Source organism: Streptomyces sp. 11-1-2 (assembly GCF_003595545.1).
Taxonomy (GTDB): Bacteria; Actinomycetota; Actinomycetes; order Streptomycetales; family Streptomycetaceae; genus Streptomyces; species Streptomyces hygroscopicus_B.
Genome location: NZ_CP022545.1, coordinates 3,527,324 through 3,542,346, shown reverse-complemented (window position 1 = coordinate 3,542,346; position 15,023 = coordinate 3,527,324). Strand labels below are relative to the sequence as shown.

General features: G+C 72.3%; 10 protein-coding genes. 4 read left to right on the top strand and 6 right to left on the bottom strand.

The features are described from left to right. Positions 1-63 precede the first annotated feature (63 nt). From CGL27_RS14955 to CGL27_RS14940, 4 genes are all read right to left on the bottom strand, one after another. On the bottom strand, positions 64-687 hold the full coding sequence (locus CGL27_RS14955) for a GntR family transcriptional regulator (RefSeq protein WP_078640996.1): 624 nt from the start codon (positions 685-687) through the stop codon (positions 64-66). Between the two features lie 125 nt (positions 688-812). Continuing rightward, positions 813-2,552 (bottom strand): 2-oxoglutarate dehydrogenase, E2 component, dihydrolipoamide succinyltransferase, encoded by a 1,740-nt coding sequence (gene sucB / locus CGL27_RS14950; RefSeq protein WP_078640995.1) that lies wholly within the window; start codon positions 2,550-2,552, stop codon positions 813-815. A 52-nt stretch (positions 2,553-2,604) separates the two neighbouring features. After that, complete coding sequence (gene lpdA, locus CGL27_RS14945; protein WP_014060097.1) at positions 2,605-3,993, bottom strand: dihydrolipoyl dehydrogenase; 1,389 nt, start codon at positions 3,991-3,993, stop codon at positions 2,605-2,607. Positions 3,994-4,361: 368 nt separating this feature from the next. Further along, positions 4,362-5,903, bottom strand: a complete 1,542-nt coding sequence (locus CGL27_RS14940; RefSeq protein WP_119987279.1) for a leucyl aminopeptidase — start codon at positions 5,901-5,903, stop codon at positions 4,362-4,364. 237 nt (positions 5,904-6,140) lie between these two features. Between CGL27_RS14940 and CGL27_RS14935 the strand changes: the two genes are divergently transcribed. Continuing rightward, on the top strand, positions 6,141-7,124 hold the full coding sequence (locus CGL27_RS14935) for an adenosylcobinamide-GDP ribazoletransferase (protein ID WP_276147855.1): 984 nt from the start codon (positions 6,141-6,143) through the stop codon (positions 7,122-7,124). Positions 7,125-7,684: 560 nt separating this feature from the next. On the opposite strand, the gene cobT is transcribed toward CGL27_RS14935, so the two are convergent. Then, the gene (cobT, locus tag CGL27_RS14930) at positions 7,685-8,833 is read right to left on the bottom strand and encodes a nicotinate-nucleotide--dimethylbenzimidazole phosphoribosyltransferase (protein WP_205587695.1); all 1,149 of its coding nucleotides are present in this window, start codon (positions 8,831-8,833) and stop codon (positions 7,685-7,687) included. A 33-nt stretch (positions 8,834-8,866) separates the two neighbouring features. Between cobT and CGL27_RS53135 the strand changes: the two genes are divergently transcribed. The 3 genes from CGL27_RS53135 to CGL27_RS14920 are packed head-to-tail and all read left to right on the top strand — an operon-like array spanning position 8,867 to position 13,742. Then, complete coding sequence (locus CGL27_RS53135) at positions 8,867-8,998, top strand: hypothetical protein (RefSeq protein ID WP_276147854.1); 132 nt, start codon at positions 8,867-8,869, stop codon at positions 8,996-8,998. Between the two features lie 53 nt (positions 8,999-9,051). Further along, the gene (locus CGL27_RS14925; RefSeq protein WP_119987273.1) at positions 9,052-12,426 is read left to right on the top strand and encodes a PQQ-binding-like beta-propeller repeat protein; all 3,375 of its coding nucleotides are present in this window, start codon (positions 9,052-9,054) and stop codon (positions 12,424-12,426) included. A 14-nt stretch (positions 12,427-12,440) separates the two neighbouring features. Beyond that, positions 12,441-13,742: a hypothetical protein gene (locus tag CGL27_RS14920; protein ID WP_240450498.1), complete on the top strand. Its 1,302-nt coding sequence runs from the start codon at positions 12,441-12,443 to the stop codon at positions 13,740-13,742. Between the two features lie 17 nt (positions 13,743-13,759). Here CGL27_RS14920 and CGL27_RS14915 read toward each other — a convergent pair whose 3' ends face one another. Further along, on the bottom strand, positions 13,760-14,959 hold the full coding sequence (locus CGL27_RS14915; RefSeq protein WP_119987270.1) for a bifunctional adenosylcobinamide kinase/adenosylcobinamide-phosphate guanylyltransferase: 1,200 nt from the start codon (positions 14,957-14,959) through the stop codon (positions 13,760-13,762). Between the last annotated feature and the right edge of the window lie 64 nt (positions 14,960-15,023).

Below are 15,023 nucleotides of genomic sequence, written 5' to 3'. Positions count from 1 at the left end.
GATCAAAGATCTGTCGAGGAAAAAGTGCTCCGCAAGCCGAAATTGGCATTCCGTGCCGCGAAACTAGGCACGCGGTGCACAGCCGAGGACATGGTCCTTGACCAGTTCGCCCACCCTCGGGTCCCGCCGCTTGAAGGCGTCCACCACGGCCTGGTGCTCCTCGGCGTACGACTCCTGGACGGTGCCCAGCCAGCGGATCGACAGCGTCGTCCAGATCTCGATGCCCAGCGACTCCCAGGTGTGCAGCAGCACGCTGTTCCCCGACGCCCGCACCAGCTCCCGGTGGAACGCCACGGTGTGCCGGACCTGCGCCTCCGCGTCGGCCTTACGGTCCGCCTCGTACAGCGCCCGCACCTCGGGCTCCAGGGCGGAGGTGTCCTCGGCCAGTACGGGCGCGGCCAGCTCCGCCGCGATCTGCTCCAGCCCGGCCCGTACCGGATAGATCTCCTCCAGGTCGGAGGCGGTCAGATTCCGCACTCGGACGCCCTTGTTGGGGGCCGACTCGATCAGCCGCAGCGACTCCAGCTCCCGCAGCGCCTCCCTTACGGGCGTCTGGCTGACCTCCAGCTCCGTGGCGATCCTGCGCTCCACGATCCGCTCGCCCGGCTTCCAGCGGCCGCTGACGATGCCCTCCACGATGTGCTCGCGGATCTGCTCGCGCAGCGAGTGGACGACGGGCGGGGCCATGGGGAGCTCCTTAGAACCAGCGGTGAACAGTAGCCATTATCCCGGTACTGCGGTAACGAAAACCGCGCCCCGCACGGAAAGCCCGTGCGGGGCGCGGCAATGCCTCGAAGAGATCCTCGGAAGGCTCAGAGACCGAGGTCCACCTCGAACTCACCGGTCTCCAGGATCTCCTTGACGGCCGTCAGGTAGCGGGCCGCGTCGGCACCGTCCACCAGGCGGTGGTCGTAGGAGAGCGCCAGGTACGTCATGTTGCGCACCGCGATGGTCTCGCCCAGCTCCGGGTGGTCGATGACCACCGGGCGCTTGACGGTCGCGCCGATGCCCAGGATGGCGACCTGGTTCGGGGGCACGATGATCGTGTCGAACAGCGCACCGCGCGAGCCGGTGTTGCTGATCGTGAAGGTGGCGCCGGACACCTCATCCGGAGTGATCTTGCTGGAGCGGACCTTGCCCGCCAGCTCCGCCGTCTTCTTGGCGATACCGGCGATGTTGAGGTCGCCCGCGTTCTTGATGACCGGGGTCATCAGGCCCTTCTCGGCGTCCACCGCGATACCGACGTTCTCCACGTCGAAGTACGTGATGGTGCCGTCGTCGTTGATCCGGGCGTTGACGGCCGGGTGGGCCTTCAGCGCCTGGACGGCGGCCTTCACGAAGAACGGCATCGGCGAGAGCTTGACGCCCTCGCGCTGCGCGAACGCCTCCTTGGCCTGCGCGCGCAGCCGCATGACCTTGGTGACATCCACCTCGACCACGCTGGTCAGCTGCGCCTGCTCGTGCAGGGCCTTCATCATGTTGTCGCCGATGACCTTGCGCATCCGCGGCATCTTGATGGTCTGGCCACGCAGCGGGGACGCCGCCTGCGGGGCGGCCTTCGGCGCGGCGGCGGCCGGGGCGGCCTGGGCCTGGGCGGCGGCCTTGGCGGCCTCGGCGGCGGCGATGACGTCCTGCTTGCGGACGCGGCCGCCGACGCCGGTGCCCTTGACGGTGGACAGGTCCACGTTGTTCTCGGCGGCCAGCTTGCGCACCAGCGGGGTGACGTAGGCGCCCTCGGCCTCGGGGGCCGCGGGAGCGGGGATCGACGGGGCTGCCGCGGCCGGAGCCGGGGCGGGCGCCGGAGCGGCCGGGGCCGGGGTGACGGCCTGCGGCGCGGGGGCACTCGGGGCCTGCGGGGCCGGGGCGGGCGCCGGGGCCTCCTGGACCGGCGCGGGGGCCGGGGCGGCCGGGGCGGGCGCGGCGGCCGGAGCGGCAGCCCCCTGACTGGCCGTACCGATCACGGCCAGCTTGGCGCCGACCTCGGCGGTCTCGTCCTCGCCGACCAGGATTTCCAGCAGGGTGCCCGCGACCGGGGCCGGGATCTCGGTGTCGACCTTGTCGGTGGACACCTCGAGCAGCGGCTCATCGGCCTCGACGGACTCGCCGATCTCCTTGAGCCAGCGGGTCACGGTGCCCTCGGTCACCGATTCGCCCAGCGCGGGCAGGACCACATCGGTGCCCTCGGCGCCACCGGCCGGAGCGGCGGCGGCAGGGGCAGGTGCGGGGGCCTCGGCGGCGGGCGCCGGGGCGGGCTCGGGCTGAGCCGCCGGAGCGGGCTCGGCCGCGGGGGCGGGGGCCTCGGCCGGAGCCGCCCCGCCGTCGTCGATAACGGCCAGCTCGGCGCCGACCTCGACCGTCTCGTCCTCGGCCACCTTGATGGACGTCAGCACACCGGCCGAAGGGGCCGGGATCTCGGTGTCGACCTTGTCGGTCGACACCTCGAGCAGGGGCTCGTCGGCCTCGACGCGCTCACCTTCGGCCTTGAGCCAGCGGGTGACGGTGCCCTCGGTCACGCTCTCGCCGAGCGCCGGCAGGGTTACGGAAACCGCCATGGTGTTCGGTTGCTCCTTAACGATCTTTGCGGATGGTTCGCGCTCGGGATGATCAGTCGTGGGAGTGCAGCGGCTTGCCGGCCAGGGCCAGGTGGGCCTCGCCGAGCGCCTCGTTCTGAGTGGGGTGGGCGTGGACGAGCTGCGCGACCTCGGCGGGCAGCGCCTCCCAGTTGTAGATCAACTGAGCCTCGCCGACCTGCTCGCCCATCCGGTCACCGACCATGTGGACGCCGACGACGGCACCGTCCCGTACCTGCACGAGCTTGATCTCGCCCGCGGTCTTGAGGATCTTGCTCTTGCCGTTGCCCGCGAGGTTGTACTTCAGGGCGACGACCTTGTCCGCACCGTACAGCTCCTTGGCCTTGGCCTCGGTGATGCCGACGGAGGCGACCTCGGGGTGGCAGTAGGTCACCCGCGGCACGCCGTCGTAGTCGATCGGAACGGGGTTCTGGCCCGCCAGCCGCTCGGCCACCAGCATGCCCTCGGCGAAGCCGACGTGGGCGAGCTGGAGAGTGGGGACCAGGTCGCCGACGGCGGAGATGGTCGGCACGTTGGTCCGCATGTACTCGTCGACGAGGACATAGCCGCGGTCCATGGCGACCCCGGCCTCCTCGTAGCCCAGGCCCTGCGAGACCGGGCCACGGCCGACGGCCACCAGCAGCAGCTCGGCCTCGAAGGTCTTGCCGTTCTCCAGCGAGACCTTGACGCCGTCGGCGGTGTACTCGACGCCGGAGAAGCGGGAGCCGAGGGAGAAGTTGATGCCGCGCTTGCGGAAGGCGCGCTCCAGCAGCTTGGAGCTGCTCTCGTCCTCGACCGGGACGAGGTGGGGAAGCGCCTCGACGATGGTGATGTCGGCCCCGAAGGACTTCCACGCGGAGGCGAACTCGACGCCGATGACGCCGCCGCCCAGCACGACCGCGGACTTCGGCACGCGGTCCAGCACCAGCGCGTGATCGGAGGAGATGACGCGGTTGCCGTCGATCTCCAGGCCGGGAAGGGACTTGGGCACCGAACCGGTGGCCAGCAGGATGTGGCGGCCGGTGTAACGCTCGCCGTTCACATCGACAGAGGTCGGGGAGGACAGTCGGCCCTCACCCGTCACATAGGTGACCTTGCGGGAGGCGATCAGGCCCTGCAGACCCTTGTACAGGCCCGAGACCACGCCGTCCTTGTACTTGTGCACACCCTCGATGTCGATGCCCTCGAAGGTGGTCTTCACACCGAACTCCGAGCCCTCGCGGGCCTGGTCGGCGAGCTCACCGGCGTGCAGCAGCGCCTTGGTGGGGATACAGCCACGGTGCAGACAGGTGCCGCCCAGCTTGTCCTTCTCGATCAGGGCGACGTCCAGACCCAGCTGCGCCGCGCGCAGGGCAGCGGCGTAACCGCCGCTACCGCCTCCGAGGATCACTAGGTCGAAAACGGTGCTGGCGTCGTTCGCCACGTCACGTCCTCCATGCATGGTGCGCCGGGGCCGGCCTTGGTCGGCCGGGCGGCGGCGTGTGTTCGGCCGCTTCTTACGTCGGCGGCCCTGGTGTCGGGGGCCCTGTCCTGCCGGGACAACATCTTCGCACTTGTTGGGAGGGGACGGGACGCGGGGCCGCTGTGTGAGAAATCTCCAGACCCCAGTTCAGGGGTTACTCCTGCGTATCCGGAACGCGGAGCCCCGTCGATTTCGTTGAGGGCGAAATCGACGGGACTTTCGGCCCTATGGGCCGGTGGTCGCGATGCGTTGTCGCGGGGCGCCGCTGCGTTGCGGGCGCCGCCGCGTTGCGTTGCTGTGCTGCGTTACGCCGCTGCGTTGCGCTCGGCTCAGCCGAGATCGCCGTCGGCGGCGCGCTCGGCCAGCCGCACCAGGGTGCGGACCGCGGCGCCCGTGCCGCCCTTGGGGGTGTAGCCGAACGGACCGGACTCGTTGAAGGCCGGACCCGCGATGTCCAGGTGGCCCCAGGTGATCCCGTCCGCCACGAACTCGTTCAGGAAGATCCCGGCCACCAGACCGCCACCCATGCGCTCGCCCATGTTCGCCAGATCGGCGACCGGGGAGTCGATGCCCTTGCGGAGGTGCGTGGGCAGCGGCATCGGCCAGGACTGCTCACCGGCCTCCTCCGCGATCTCGTGCAGCGAGGTGCGGAACGCCTCGTCGTTCGTCATGATCCCGAACGTGCGGTTGCCCAGCGCGAGAACCATCGCACCGGTCAGCGTCGCCACGTCCACGATCGCGTCCGGCTTCTCCTCACCGGCGCGGGTGATCGCGTCGGCGAGCACCAGCCGGCCCTCGGCGTCAGTGTTCAGCACCTCGACGGTCTTGCCGCCGTACATCGACAGCACATCGCCGGGGCGGGTGGCCGAACCCGACGGCATGTTCTCGGCCAGCGCCAGCCAGCCCGTGAGGTTGACCCGCAGGCCCAGCCTGGCGGCGGCGACGACCGTGGCGAACACGGCGGCGGCACCGCTCATGTCGCACTTCATCGTCTCGTTGTGACCGGCCGGCTTGAGGGAGATACCGCCCGAGTCGTAGGTGATGCCCTTGCCGACCAGGGCGAGCGTCTTCTCCGCCTTGGGGTGGGTGTACGCGATCCGCACCAGCCGCGGCGGGGCGTCCGAACCCTGGCCCACGCCGAGGATGCCGCCGTACCCGCCCTTCTTGAGCGCCTTCTCGTCCAGCACCTCGGTCTTGAGACCGTGCTCCTTGGCGGCCGCGACCGCCTCGGCCGCGAAGTCGGCCGGGTTGAGGAGGTTGGACGGGGTGTTGATCAGGTCCCGGGCGCGGTTGATCTCCTCGACCAGGGCGCTGGCGCGCTCGGCGGCCGCCTTGTACGCCTTGTCGCGCGGCTTGCCGCCGACCAGGGCGACCTCGGCGAGCGGGCCGTTGTTCTTCTTGTCGGTGTCCTTGGCGTTCTTGGCGCTGCCGCCGTTGCCGTTGCTCTTGTCGTACGTGTACGCCCCGAGCAGCGCGCCCTCGGCGACCGCGGCGGCGGCCGCCACGTCCTCGATCGGCAGCGCGAACGCGCCCTTCTTCGAACCGGACAGCGCGCGGGAGGCCACCCCCGCGGCCCGGCGCAGCGTCTCGGCGTCATAGCCGTCGTCCTTGGCCGGGATGTCGCCCAGCCCGACCGCCAGCACGACCGGGGCCTTGAGGCCGGACGCGGCGGGCAGCTTGGTCACCTCGCCCTCGGCGCCGGTCGCGCCGAGCGTCTCCAGAACGGCGGCCAGCTTTCCGCCGAACGCCTTGTCCACGGCCTCGGCGCCGGCGGCGACGACGGGGCCCTTGGCCCCCTTCGCCACGCCGACGACGACGGCGTCCGCGCGCAGTGCCGCGGCGGACGAGGTGCTGAGAGTCAGAGCAGTCACAGTGGTCGGGTCCCTCTTCCGATAGTTCGTCGGCCGATATGGGTTGTAGGCCGCGCCCCTCCGCATCGTATGCCTAGGCCCTATTTGGGGCTCGGTTCTCCCCCAGCTATCGCTGGGAGGTGCCCCCGCCGGAAGACCCAACGGCCCGGATGCGCCACGACACCCTGCGGCTTGGCCCAACAGGCGGGGTGCCCTCGGGCTTACCGGATGGGAGTGGCCGGGATAGCCTTCCGCGCGATGGACACCACGCCGGAGCCGCCGCAGTCGCAATCGCAGCCGTCCGCACGCTCGCCGGAGGCGGAGGCCCAGCCCGAGGCCGAGCCCGAGAGCGCGGAAAACTCCGAGCGTTCCGAGCCCTCCGAGCCTTCCGAGGGATCGGAGCGCCCGGAACGGCCCGAGCATCCGCCGCGTCCCGCCTACGATCCGCCGCCCGCGCACGCTCCGCGTGCCCCCTGGGCCGACGGGGTCCGCTTCGCCTTCGGCACGCTCACGGTGCTGCCCGTACGGGGCACGCGCTGGGACCGGGAGGCGGCGCACGCGGGGATGCTGTGCGCTCCGTTGGCCGGGCTGACCGTGGGGCTGTGCGCGGCGGCGGTGGGTGGGGTGTTGCTGTTCCTGGGCGGTGGGGCGCTGTTGGCGGCCGTCGCCACCGCCGCGATACCCGCCGTACTGACCCGCGGCCTCCATCTCGACGGGCTCGCCGACACCGCGGACGGGCTCGGCAGCGGCAAACCGGCCGAGGACGCGCTGCGCATCATGAAGCGGTCGGACATCGGGCCGTTCGGCGTGATCACGCTGCTGTTCGTCCTGCTGGGCCAAGTGGCGGCGCTGGCCCAGCTTTACGGGCAGAGCTGGGCGCACGGCGCGGTCGGGGCGGCCGTGGCCGGGGCCGCCGCGCGCTGCGCCCTGACACTCGCGGCCCGCGTGGGTGTTCCGGCGGCGCGGCCGGAGGGGCTGGGCGCGGCGGTCGCGGGCACCGTGCCGTGGCGTTCCGCCGGTGTGGTGGCGGCGGTGGTGGTGGTCGGCTGTGCGGTGGTGGCCATCCCCTTCGGCCCGTACGCCGTCGTCCGTCACGCCTTCGCCGCGCTGGCCGCGCTGGCGGCCGCCGAACTCCTCCTGCACCATTGCCGCCGCCGTCTCGGCGGGGTGACCGGCGATGTCTTCGGCGCGCTCGCGGAGACGGCCGCCACGATGGCCCTGGTGGTCCTGACCTTCGGGTAGGGCCCCGCACATAGGGGAGGCCCGGCGGTCCTCGACGCCTGCGGCGGGCTGTTCCCTCCCCGCCCCTTCCCGCGGCATCGATCTGCGGCTCCGCCGCGTGGCGGGGCTCCGGGGGGCGAAGCCCCTGGCAACGGGCGCGGGTGGGCTGTTCCCCGCCCCGCCCCTTCCCGCAACTGGAGCTCCGCCCCCAGACCCCGGGTCCGGGGGCGGAGCCCTTGGTATCGGGCGCAGGTGGGCTGTTCCCTTCCCTGCCTCTTCCCGCAATTGGGGCTCTGCCCCAGAACTCTGGGTCTGGGGGCGGAGCCTTTGGTATCGGGTGTGGGTGGGCGGTGCTTTGTCGCAGTATCGGTATGCGGCTCCGCCGCGTGGTGGGGCTCCGCCCCAGGCCCCGGGCTCCAGGGGCGAAGCTCCTGGTAACGGGGGCCGGCGGGCGGGCTGTTCCCCCCTCCCCGTGCCTTCTCGTGGCATCGGTGTGCGGCTCTGCCGCAGAACCCGGGGTCCGGGGGCGGAGCCCCCGGTATCGGGAAGGGGCGGGGTGGGGAAAGATCCGCCGGACGCCCCTAGCCGTTGGCCTGGGGGTCTTCCGGGTCCTCCGGGTCCTCCGGGGCCTCGGAGCCCTCGGACGTCGCCGGGTGCTCCGAGGGCCCCGAGCCCTCGGAGCCTTCCGAGCGCTCCGGAAGCTCCGCGTGCAGCGCAGCCGCCGCCTGCACCAGCGGCAGGGCGAGCAACGCCCCCGTGCCCTCGCCGACCGTGACGCCATGGTCGAGCAGCGGCGTGAGGGCGATGCGGTCGAGGGCCTTCTCCTGGCCGGGCTCGCCGCTGGCCTGACCGGCCAGCCACCAGTCCGGGGCGCGGAACGCCACCCGCTGGGCGACCAGCGCGCAGGCCGCCGAGACGACGCCGTCGAGGATCACGGGGGTGCGGCGTACGGCGCTCTGCAGCAGGAAGCCCGTGATCGCGGCGAGGTCGGCACCGCCAACCGTGGCCAGCAGCTGGAGCTGATCGCCGAGCACCGGGCGGGCCCGGCGCAGCCCGTCGCGGATCGCGGCACACTTGCGCATCCAGGCGAGGTCGTCGATGGCGGCCCCGCCGCGGCCGGTGACCACGGACGCGTCCGTACCGCACAGCGCGGCGATCAGCGTGGCAGCCGCGGTCGTGCCGCCGACGCTGAGGTCACCGAGGACGAGAAGGTCGGTGCCGGAGTCCGCTTCTTCGTCGGCGATGGCCATCCCGGTGCGGAAGGCCCGCTCGGCCTCGTCCAGGGTGAGCGCGTCCTCGATGTCGAGCCGGCCGGAGCCGCGGCGTACGCGGTGGCGGGTGACCTCCTCCGGGAGGTCCTCGGGGTCGCAGTCCAGCGCCATGTCGATGACCCGGATGGACGCGCCGAGGCGGGCGGCGAGGATGGCGGCAGGGCTTTCGCCGTCGAGCACGGCGCGGACCAGGCGGTGGGCGCTCCTGGCGGGGCGGGCGGAGACGCCGAGGTCGGAGATGCCGTGGTCGCCCGCGAAGAGGATGACGCGGGGCCGTTCGACGGGTTTGACCGGCACCCGCTGCTGTGCGGCGGCGAGCCATTCGCCGAGTTCGTCCAGCCGCCCGAGCGCGCCCGGCGGCACCGCGAGCCGCTCGCGGCGCTCCTCGGCGTCACGCCGGATGCCCCCGTCGGGGCGTTCGATCAGGTCGACGAAGTCATCGAGATTCAGGCCGCTCACGGGCGGAACCCTACCGGGCGAAGGCGCGTCTGGATGATTGAGGTCGTGATCGAGGTCGTGATCGAGGTCGTGATCGAGGTCATGATCGAGGTCATGATCGAGGTCATGGGAATGCCGGTGGCCGGGCGACGCTTCGGGGCTGAACTTTTGTGGTCCACTGACTGAAGTCCGCCCGATCTTGGCTGAAAACAGGGGGATGCCCCTTAGCGTCCCACCTTATGAAAAACATACGGACGGTGGTCGGGCTCTGTCTCGCACTGCTCTTCCTTGTGCTGGGCATCGGTGCTCAGCCTGCTGCGGCGCATGTTTCGCGCCAGCATGCCGAACTGGTCGTCGCCACGGGCGACAAGGTCACCAGTGGCCGTCTGATCGTCCATCGCGACCTGGTGTCCCCGGAGCGGGCCGGAGCCTGGGCCACTGGGCTGCTGCCGGCCGGCTGCCCGGCGACCGGCTCCGGCGTTCCCGGTGACGACGGCGGGGTGCCCGGCGGAGTCGTGATCGAGCTGGCGTGGAGCTGCCACGTCAACGCGCTCGACCTGAGCCAACTGCTCCAGCAGGGCGGACTGACCCAGGTCGTCGTCGAGTTCGACGGCACCGCGGTCGATGCCTCCGCCGATGCGCCGCTCGTCGACGCCAAGGGCGCGCACGCACTGCCCGGCTTCCCCTGGCTCACCGTCGCCCTCGCGTCGGCGGCCGGTCTGGTGCTCGTACTCGCCGCACTGCGACTGCCCACCCTGCTGCGAGTGTCACGGCGGCTGCCGCGCACCGGCCGCCGGTGGCGGATCGCCGCCGCGAGCGCGGTCGCGCTGTCCTTCCTCGTGCCCCAGGCGGCCCTCGCCGACGACCCGGCGCCGGACACCGCCACCGTCGAGGGCACCGTCTTCAAGGACGGCAACGGCAACGGCAAGCGGGACAAGGGGGAGCGGGCCATGGCCGGCGTCGATGTCACCGACGGCGCCGTGTGGGCCACGACCGGCGCGGACGGTTCGTACTCGCTCACCATCGATCCGAACCGGCGCGAGACCGACATCGTCAGCATCGTCTCGCCCGATGGCTATACGCCGGTGCTGCGCAAGGACTACATCCCCGAGTTCTTCCACAAGGTCCCCGAGACCGGCGGCAGCGGCGTCGACTTCGCGCTGGTGCCGGACCGCCACGCCGCCGATCCGACCGAGACCTGGGTCATGAACTCCGACCCCGAGGTTGGCAACCGCACCGACGACGAGGCGCGCACGGCGCTGCCCCAGTGGACGGGGCAGGTCCAGGCGATGTCCGAGGTCGACGGCGCCACGATGCAGATCGCGACCGGCGACCTGACGGTCACGGACTACGCGGATGAGCCGCGCAGGCAGGGCGCGTACGACCTCTTCAGCAAGGGGCTGGAGCAGGGGCGGCTCGGCCACCCCTTCTACCCGGTCATGGGCAACCACGACTTCGGCGGTACGGCCACCTCCCAGGGCTACGCCGGCAGCATGGAGTACTACCGCCGCAACATGGCTCCCGAGTGGTACAGCTTCGACCGCAACGGCCGTCACATCGTCGTACTCGAGGACAACTACGACGCGAGCGGGCTCAAGCCGCAGTTGGAGTGGCTGCGCAGGGACCTGGCCCAGCACGCGGTCGGCAAGCAGGTGCTCGTCTTCGCGCATCGCTCGCTGTTCACCCAGTGGGGCCCCGGCGCGGGCATGCAGCCGACCATCGACGAGCTGGCCAAGTACGACGTGCGGATGGTCGCCGCGGGCCACAACCAGCAGGCGGAATACCGCCGTGGCGCGTTCAAGCGCTCCGTCGAGATCAACAACCAGGGCACCTACGGAATCGACGGAGCCCACCCCGACTACAAGGTGCTCGACTTCAGCGGCATCACGGACGATCCGCACACCCGCCGCAACGAGGACACCGGCCAGGTGACCGGTATCCACCGGCAGTTCGACATCGACGACGACAGCGCGCTGGTCAGCCCCGCGCAGGGCAGCGTGCACGGCTCGACCGCCAAAGTCCCCGTCGAGGTGTACGCCGAGGACGACGGCCGCACCCCCAGCCGGGCGTCGCTGACCGTACGGGACAGCCGCGGACATGTGGTGCGGCGCACCGGCCTGCGCTTCGGAGCAGGAGCCGCCGAACCCGGCATCGAGAACTGCTACACCCCGCCGGGTGGCAAGCCCGAACCCTGCCCCGACGCACGCGGGGCGTGGACCCGGGCGAGTGGCACGCTGAACGGGCTGCGGCCCGGCACCTACACCACCGAGACGAAGGTGTACGACACCCGGGGCAAGGCGTTCCCCACGCTTCCCGCGCTGAAGAGCACCTTCAAAGTCGCACCGGACTCCGAGCTCCCCCGGCCGAGGGCCGGGCACAACTGGCTGCGGCAGGGCGGCGACGAGGCCGGGCGGTCCGCGAGCCCCGACGAGCCGGGCGCCCGGCTCGACCTGCGATGGGCCCGGCACACCGGCGAGCAGTTCAACCTGAACGGCTCGGTGGTCGCGGACGGCAAGCTGATCGTCTCGTCCCGCGCCTTCGACTCGCCGTACAGCATGATGCTCGCCTACGACATCGCCTCCGGGCGGGAGATCTGGCGCACCTACCTGGACGGCGACGCCGAATCGGCGCCGACGATCCACGGCGGACGGGTGTATCTGACCACCGGCGTCGGACGGATCTACGCCCTGGACACCGGGAACGGCCATATCGCCTGGGAGTCGATCGACCGCGAGGAGAAGCACGGCGACACGGTGCGCCGCTACGGCCGCGCCGGTGGACCGGTCAGTGTCTTCGCGCTCACCGGACAGGACCGCGACGTGGCCGTCTACCAGGACTGGGACACGATCCGCTGCCGTGACGCGAAGACCGGCACCCCGCTGCCCGGCGGCTTCGGCGCCGCGGCCTCCTGGGGGCAGTCCCACAGCACGGCGGTGCGCGAGCCCGGCTCCAACACCGCCTATCTGCACTCCTCGTCGAGCAACACGGTCATCGCCATGGATCTGGCGAGCTGCCAGCAGCTCTGGGTGAAGGACACCGGGGGCGGCATCGACAGCCACTCCTCGCCCGTGCTCACCGACCCCGCGTCGGGCGCGGCGAAGCTGGTGACCTTCACCGCCTCCGGAGCCCGCGGGCACGACCCGAAGACGGGCGAGGTGACCTGGCAGTCGAAGCTGGGCGGCGCCGGCACCTGCGAGCCGGGGCCGGCCCCGCTCACCAGCCCGGCCGTCTGGGGTGACACCGCCTATGTCGCGGGACGTGACGGCGTCGTCCGCGCCTACGACACGAGCGCGGCCGACCCCTCGAAGCCGGTGTGGGAGGCGAAGTCCGGCTATCTGCCGGGGGAGAGCCCGCTGGACGACAAGTGGCGGGTCGCCATGGGATGCAAGGCCGGTGCCGGTTCGCCGACGACGCATCCGCTGGTGACCAAGGCCCTCGTATACGTGGGGACCTGGGACGGGCGGCTGCTCGTCCTCGACCGTGCCACCGGTCGGCAGCTTGCCGCGTACAACCTCGGCGCGGGCGTCGCGTCGGCCCTCTCCGTCAGCGGTGACCGGATCTTCGTCCTCACGGACGACGGCACGGTCCACGCGCTGGCCGCGCGCCGGGACTGAGGGGAAGCACCACCGTGCGAACACTCCGCACCGGGGTGCTGCTCGTGCCGGCCGCCGTGTCCGCGCTGCTGTTCGGCAGCGCGGGCACGGCCCAGGCGCACCCCTTCGGCGCACCGCCGGTCGTCAGGGTCGAGGCGGCGGGCTCCGCCGTGGAGACGACCTGGTCCGCGCAGCGGGACGACGTCGCCGCCCTGCGCAAGAAGGCCGACGGCGATGTGGCGGGCTATCTGCGCGCACATATCGCCGTACGCCAGGACGGCAGCCCGTGCCGGGTGGACCGGGCCGACGGCATGACGCTCCACTTCGTCTGTCCACGCCCGGTGGACCGGATCACCCTTACGGTCACCGTGCTGACGGACGTCCATCCCGCCTACCGGACGCTGTCGGTGACCGATCAGGGCGGCGGGGGGCTGCACACGGCGAAGGAACCCACGCGCACGCTCGCGCTGACCCCGGCGGCATCGGCCAACTCGCCGTCGTCGCCCAGTGGCTGGACCAGTTGGACGACCGATCTGGTCTCCCTCCTGGACCATGGGGCCGCCGTCCCGGTGGCGCTGCTCGTGGCGGCGGCCGTGGGCGCGCTGCACGCCTGTGCTCCCGGGCACGGCAAATCGCTGGCCGCCGGGTATCTGGTGGGTGGCCGGGGCCGACCGCGGGACGCGGTGTGGCTGGGCGGCATCGTCGCCGTGATGCATACGCTCTCGGTCGCGGTCCTCGCGGTCGGCTGGTGGCTGACGGCGAAGAACGCGCCGGACATGAAGCTGCTGACGGGGTGGCTGCAACTGCTCGCGGCGCTGGTGGTGGCGGGGGTGGGGGTGAGCCTGCTGTGGCGGCATCTGCGTCACCGCGGGCACCATCCCCCGCACCACCACGATCACGGTCACTCGCACCACGGTCACTCGCATCACGGTCATGGTCACGGTCACGCACATCGCCACGATCAACGGCAGGGGCACAGCCACCACATCCCCGACGCCCCCTCGCTGCTCACCTGGCGAGGTCTGGTCGTGCTCGGCACCTCCGGCGGTCTGCTGCCGTCACCGTCCGCCTTCCTGGTCCTGCTCACCGGGCTGCTCACCGGCAGAACCGGCATCGCCCTGGCGATGGTGGCCGCCTTCGGCGCCGGCATGGCGCTCACCCTCATGAGCGTCGGCCTGATCGTGCTGCGCGGGCGGGACGCGCTGCTGGACCGGGCCTCCCGGTCCGCCGTGCTGCGCACCTGGGTGCCGAGGATTCCGCTGTTCGCCGCCTCGGCGGTGGCGGCCGGAGGCGCGGTGGCGGCGGCGCTCGCCGCGGGACGGCTCCTGGCACCGTAGAGGGCGGCGCCCCGCGCTCAGCCCCGGAGGGGGAGGGCCTGCCCGGCCACCACCAGCAGCACCTGCTCGCACTCCTCGGCGAACATCGCGTTCAACCGGCCCAGTTCATCGCGGAAGCGGCGGCCGGAGGCGGTCGCGGGGACGACGCCGGAGCCGACCTCGTTGCTCACCGCGACCACCGTACGGCTGGTGGCGCGGACCCCGGCGACGAGGGCGGACACCCGCTCGCGGAGGGCGCGTTCACCGCCGTTCGCCCACTTCTCGTCGTCCCAGGCGTTCACGGAGTCCATCGCGTCGGTGAGCCACAGCGCCAGGCAGTCGATGAGCAGCGGTGGGCCGTCCTCGGCGAGCAGCGGTGTCAGATCGCAGGTCTCGGCGGTGCGCCAGGAACCGGGGCGGCGCTCGCGGTGGGCGGCGACGCGGGCGGCCCATTCGGGGTCGGCTTCGCGGGTGCCGCCCGTGGCGACGTACAGGACGTCGGGGAAGGCGGCCAGCCGCCGTTCCGCCTCCAGGGACTTACCGGACCGGGCGCCGCCCAGCACCAGCGTGCGGCGCGGCAGATCCGGCACCGCGGAGTACTCGCCGACGATCAGCGTCCGCCCGTCCGGCACCGCCCGCGCGCCCGCCGTGGCCAGACGGCGGTGCAGCTCCCGGCCGGGCGGGGTGGTGTGGTCGAGATGGACGGCCAGGACGTCGGTGGTGGCGCCCACGGCGCCCGAGGCGCGCAGGGCGGCCAGGGCGTCGGGGCGGCCCAGCACGTCGAGCAGCACCATGTCGTACGGCTCGGCCGGATCGGCGAGGCCCGCGGCGGCGGCGCCCGGCGGGAGGTACAGCAGCCGGGTGCCGTCGGGGCCGGTGACCTCGTAGCCGGTACCGGGGGAGTCCAGCGCGACCGCCCGCACCCGGTGGCCGCTGATCAGGGGCAGTGTGCGGCCGTCCGGCACCCGCCCCGGCGCCGGCAGTCCGGCCGGGAACTCGACGGCCGGGCCCGCGTGCGGATGGGAGAGCAGCACCTGCCGGACGCCGGCCAGCGAGTGGCCGGCCCGCGCGGCGGCGAAGGCGGCCCCCGGGGTGAGGTCGATCAGCAGCGCGCCGTCGATCAGCAGCGAGGTGGCGGCCCGCGCCTCCTCGCCGACGGCGGCGGCACAGGAGGCGCAGGGGCAGCCGTGGCGCGGCAGCCCGTCGGGGGCTCCGGTGCCCAGAAGAGTGAGTTCCACGCCCCGATCGTCTCGCGTCCGATCCCACGGGTCGCGCGGGGCCACCCCGTACGGAGTGATCAGT

What these genes read in the sequence shown, in the direction of transcription:
- CGL27_RS53135 (WP_276147854.1), top strand. Translation starts at nt 8,867, where the DNA reads ATGATTGAGGTCGTGATCGAGGTCGTGATCGAGGTCGTGATCGAGGTC.
- CGL27_RS14955 (WP_078640996.1), bottom strand. Translation starts at nt 687, where the DNA reads ATGGCCCCGCCCGTCGTCCACTCGCTGCGCGAGCAGATCCGCGAGCAC.
- CGL27_RS14935 (WP_276147855.1), top strand. Translation starts at nt 6,141, where the DNA reads ATGGACACCACGCCGGAGCCGCCGCAGTCGCAATCGCAGCCGTCCGCA.
- CGL27_RS14925 (WP_119987273.1), top strand. Translation starts at nt 9,052, where the DNA reads ATGAAAAACATACGGACGGTGGTCGGGCTCTGTCTCGCACTGCTCTTC.
- sucB (WP_078640995.1), bottom strand. Translation starts at nt 2,552, where the DNA reads ATGGCGGTTTCCGTAACCCTGCCGGCGCTCGGCGAGAGCGTGACCGAG.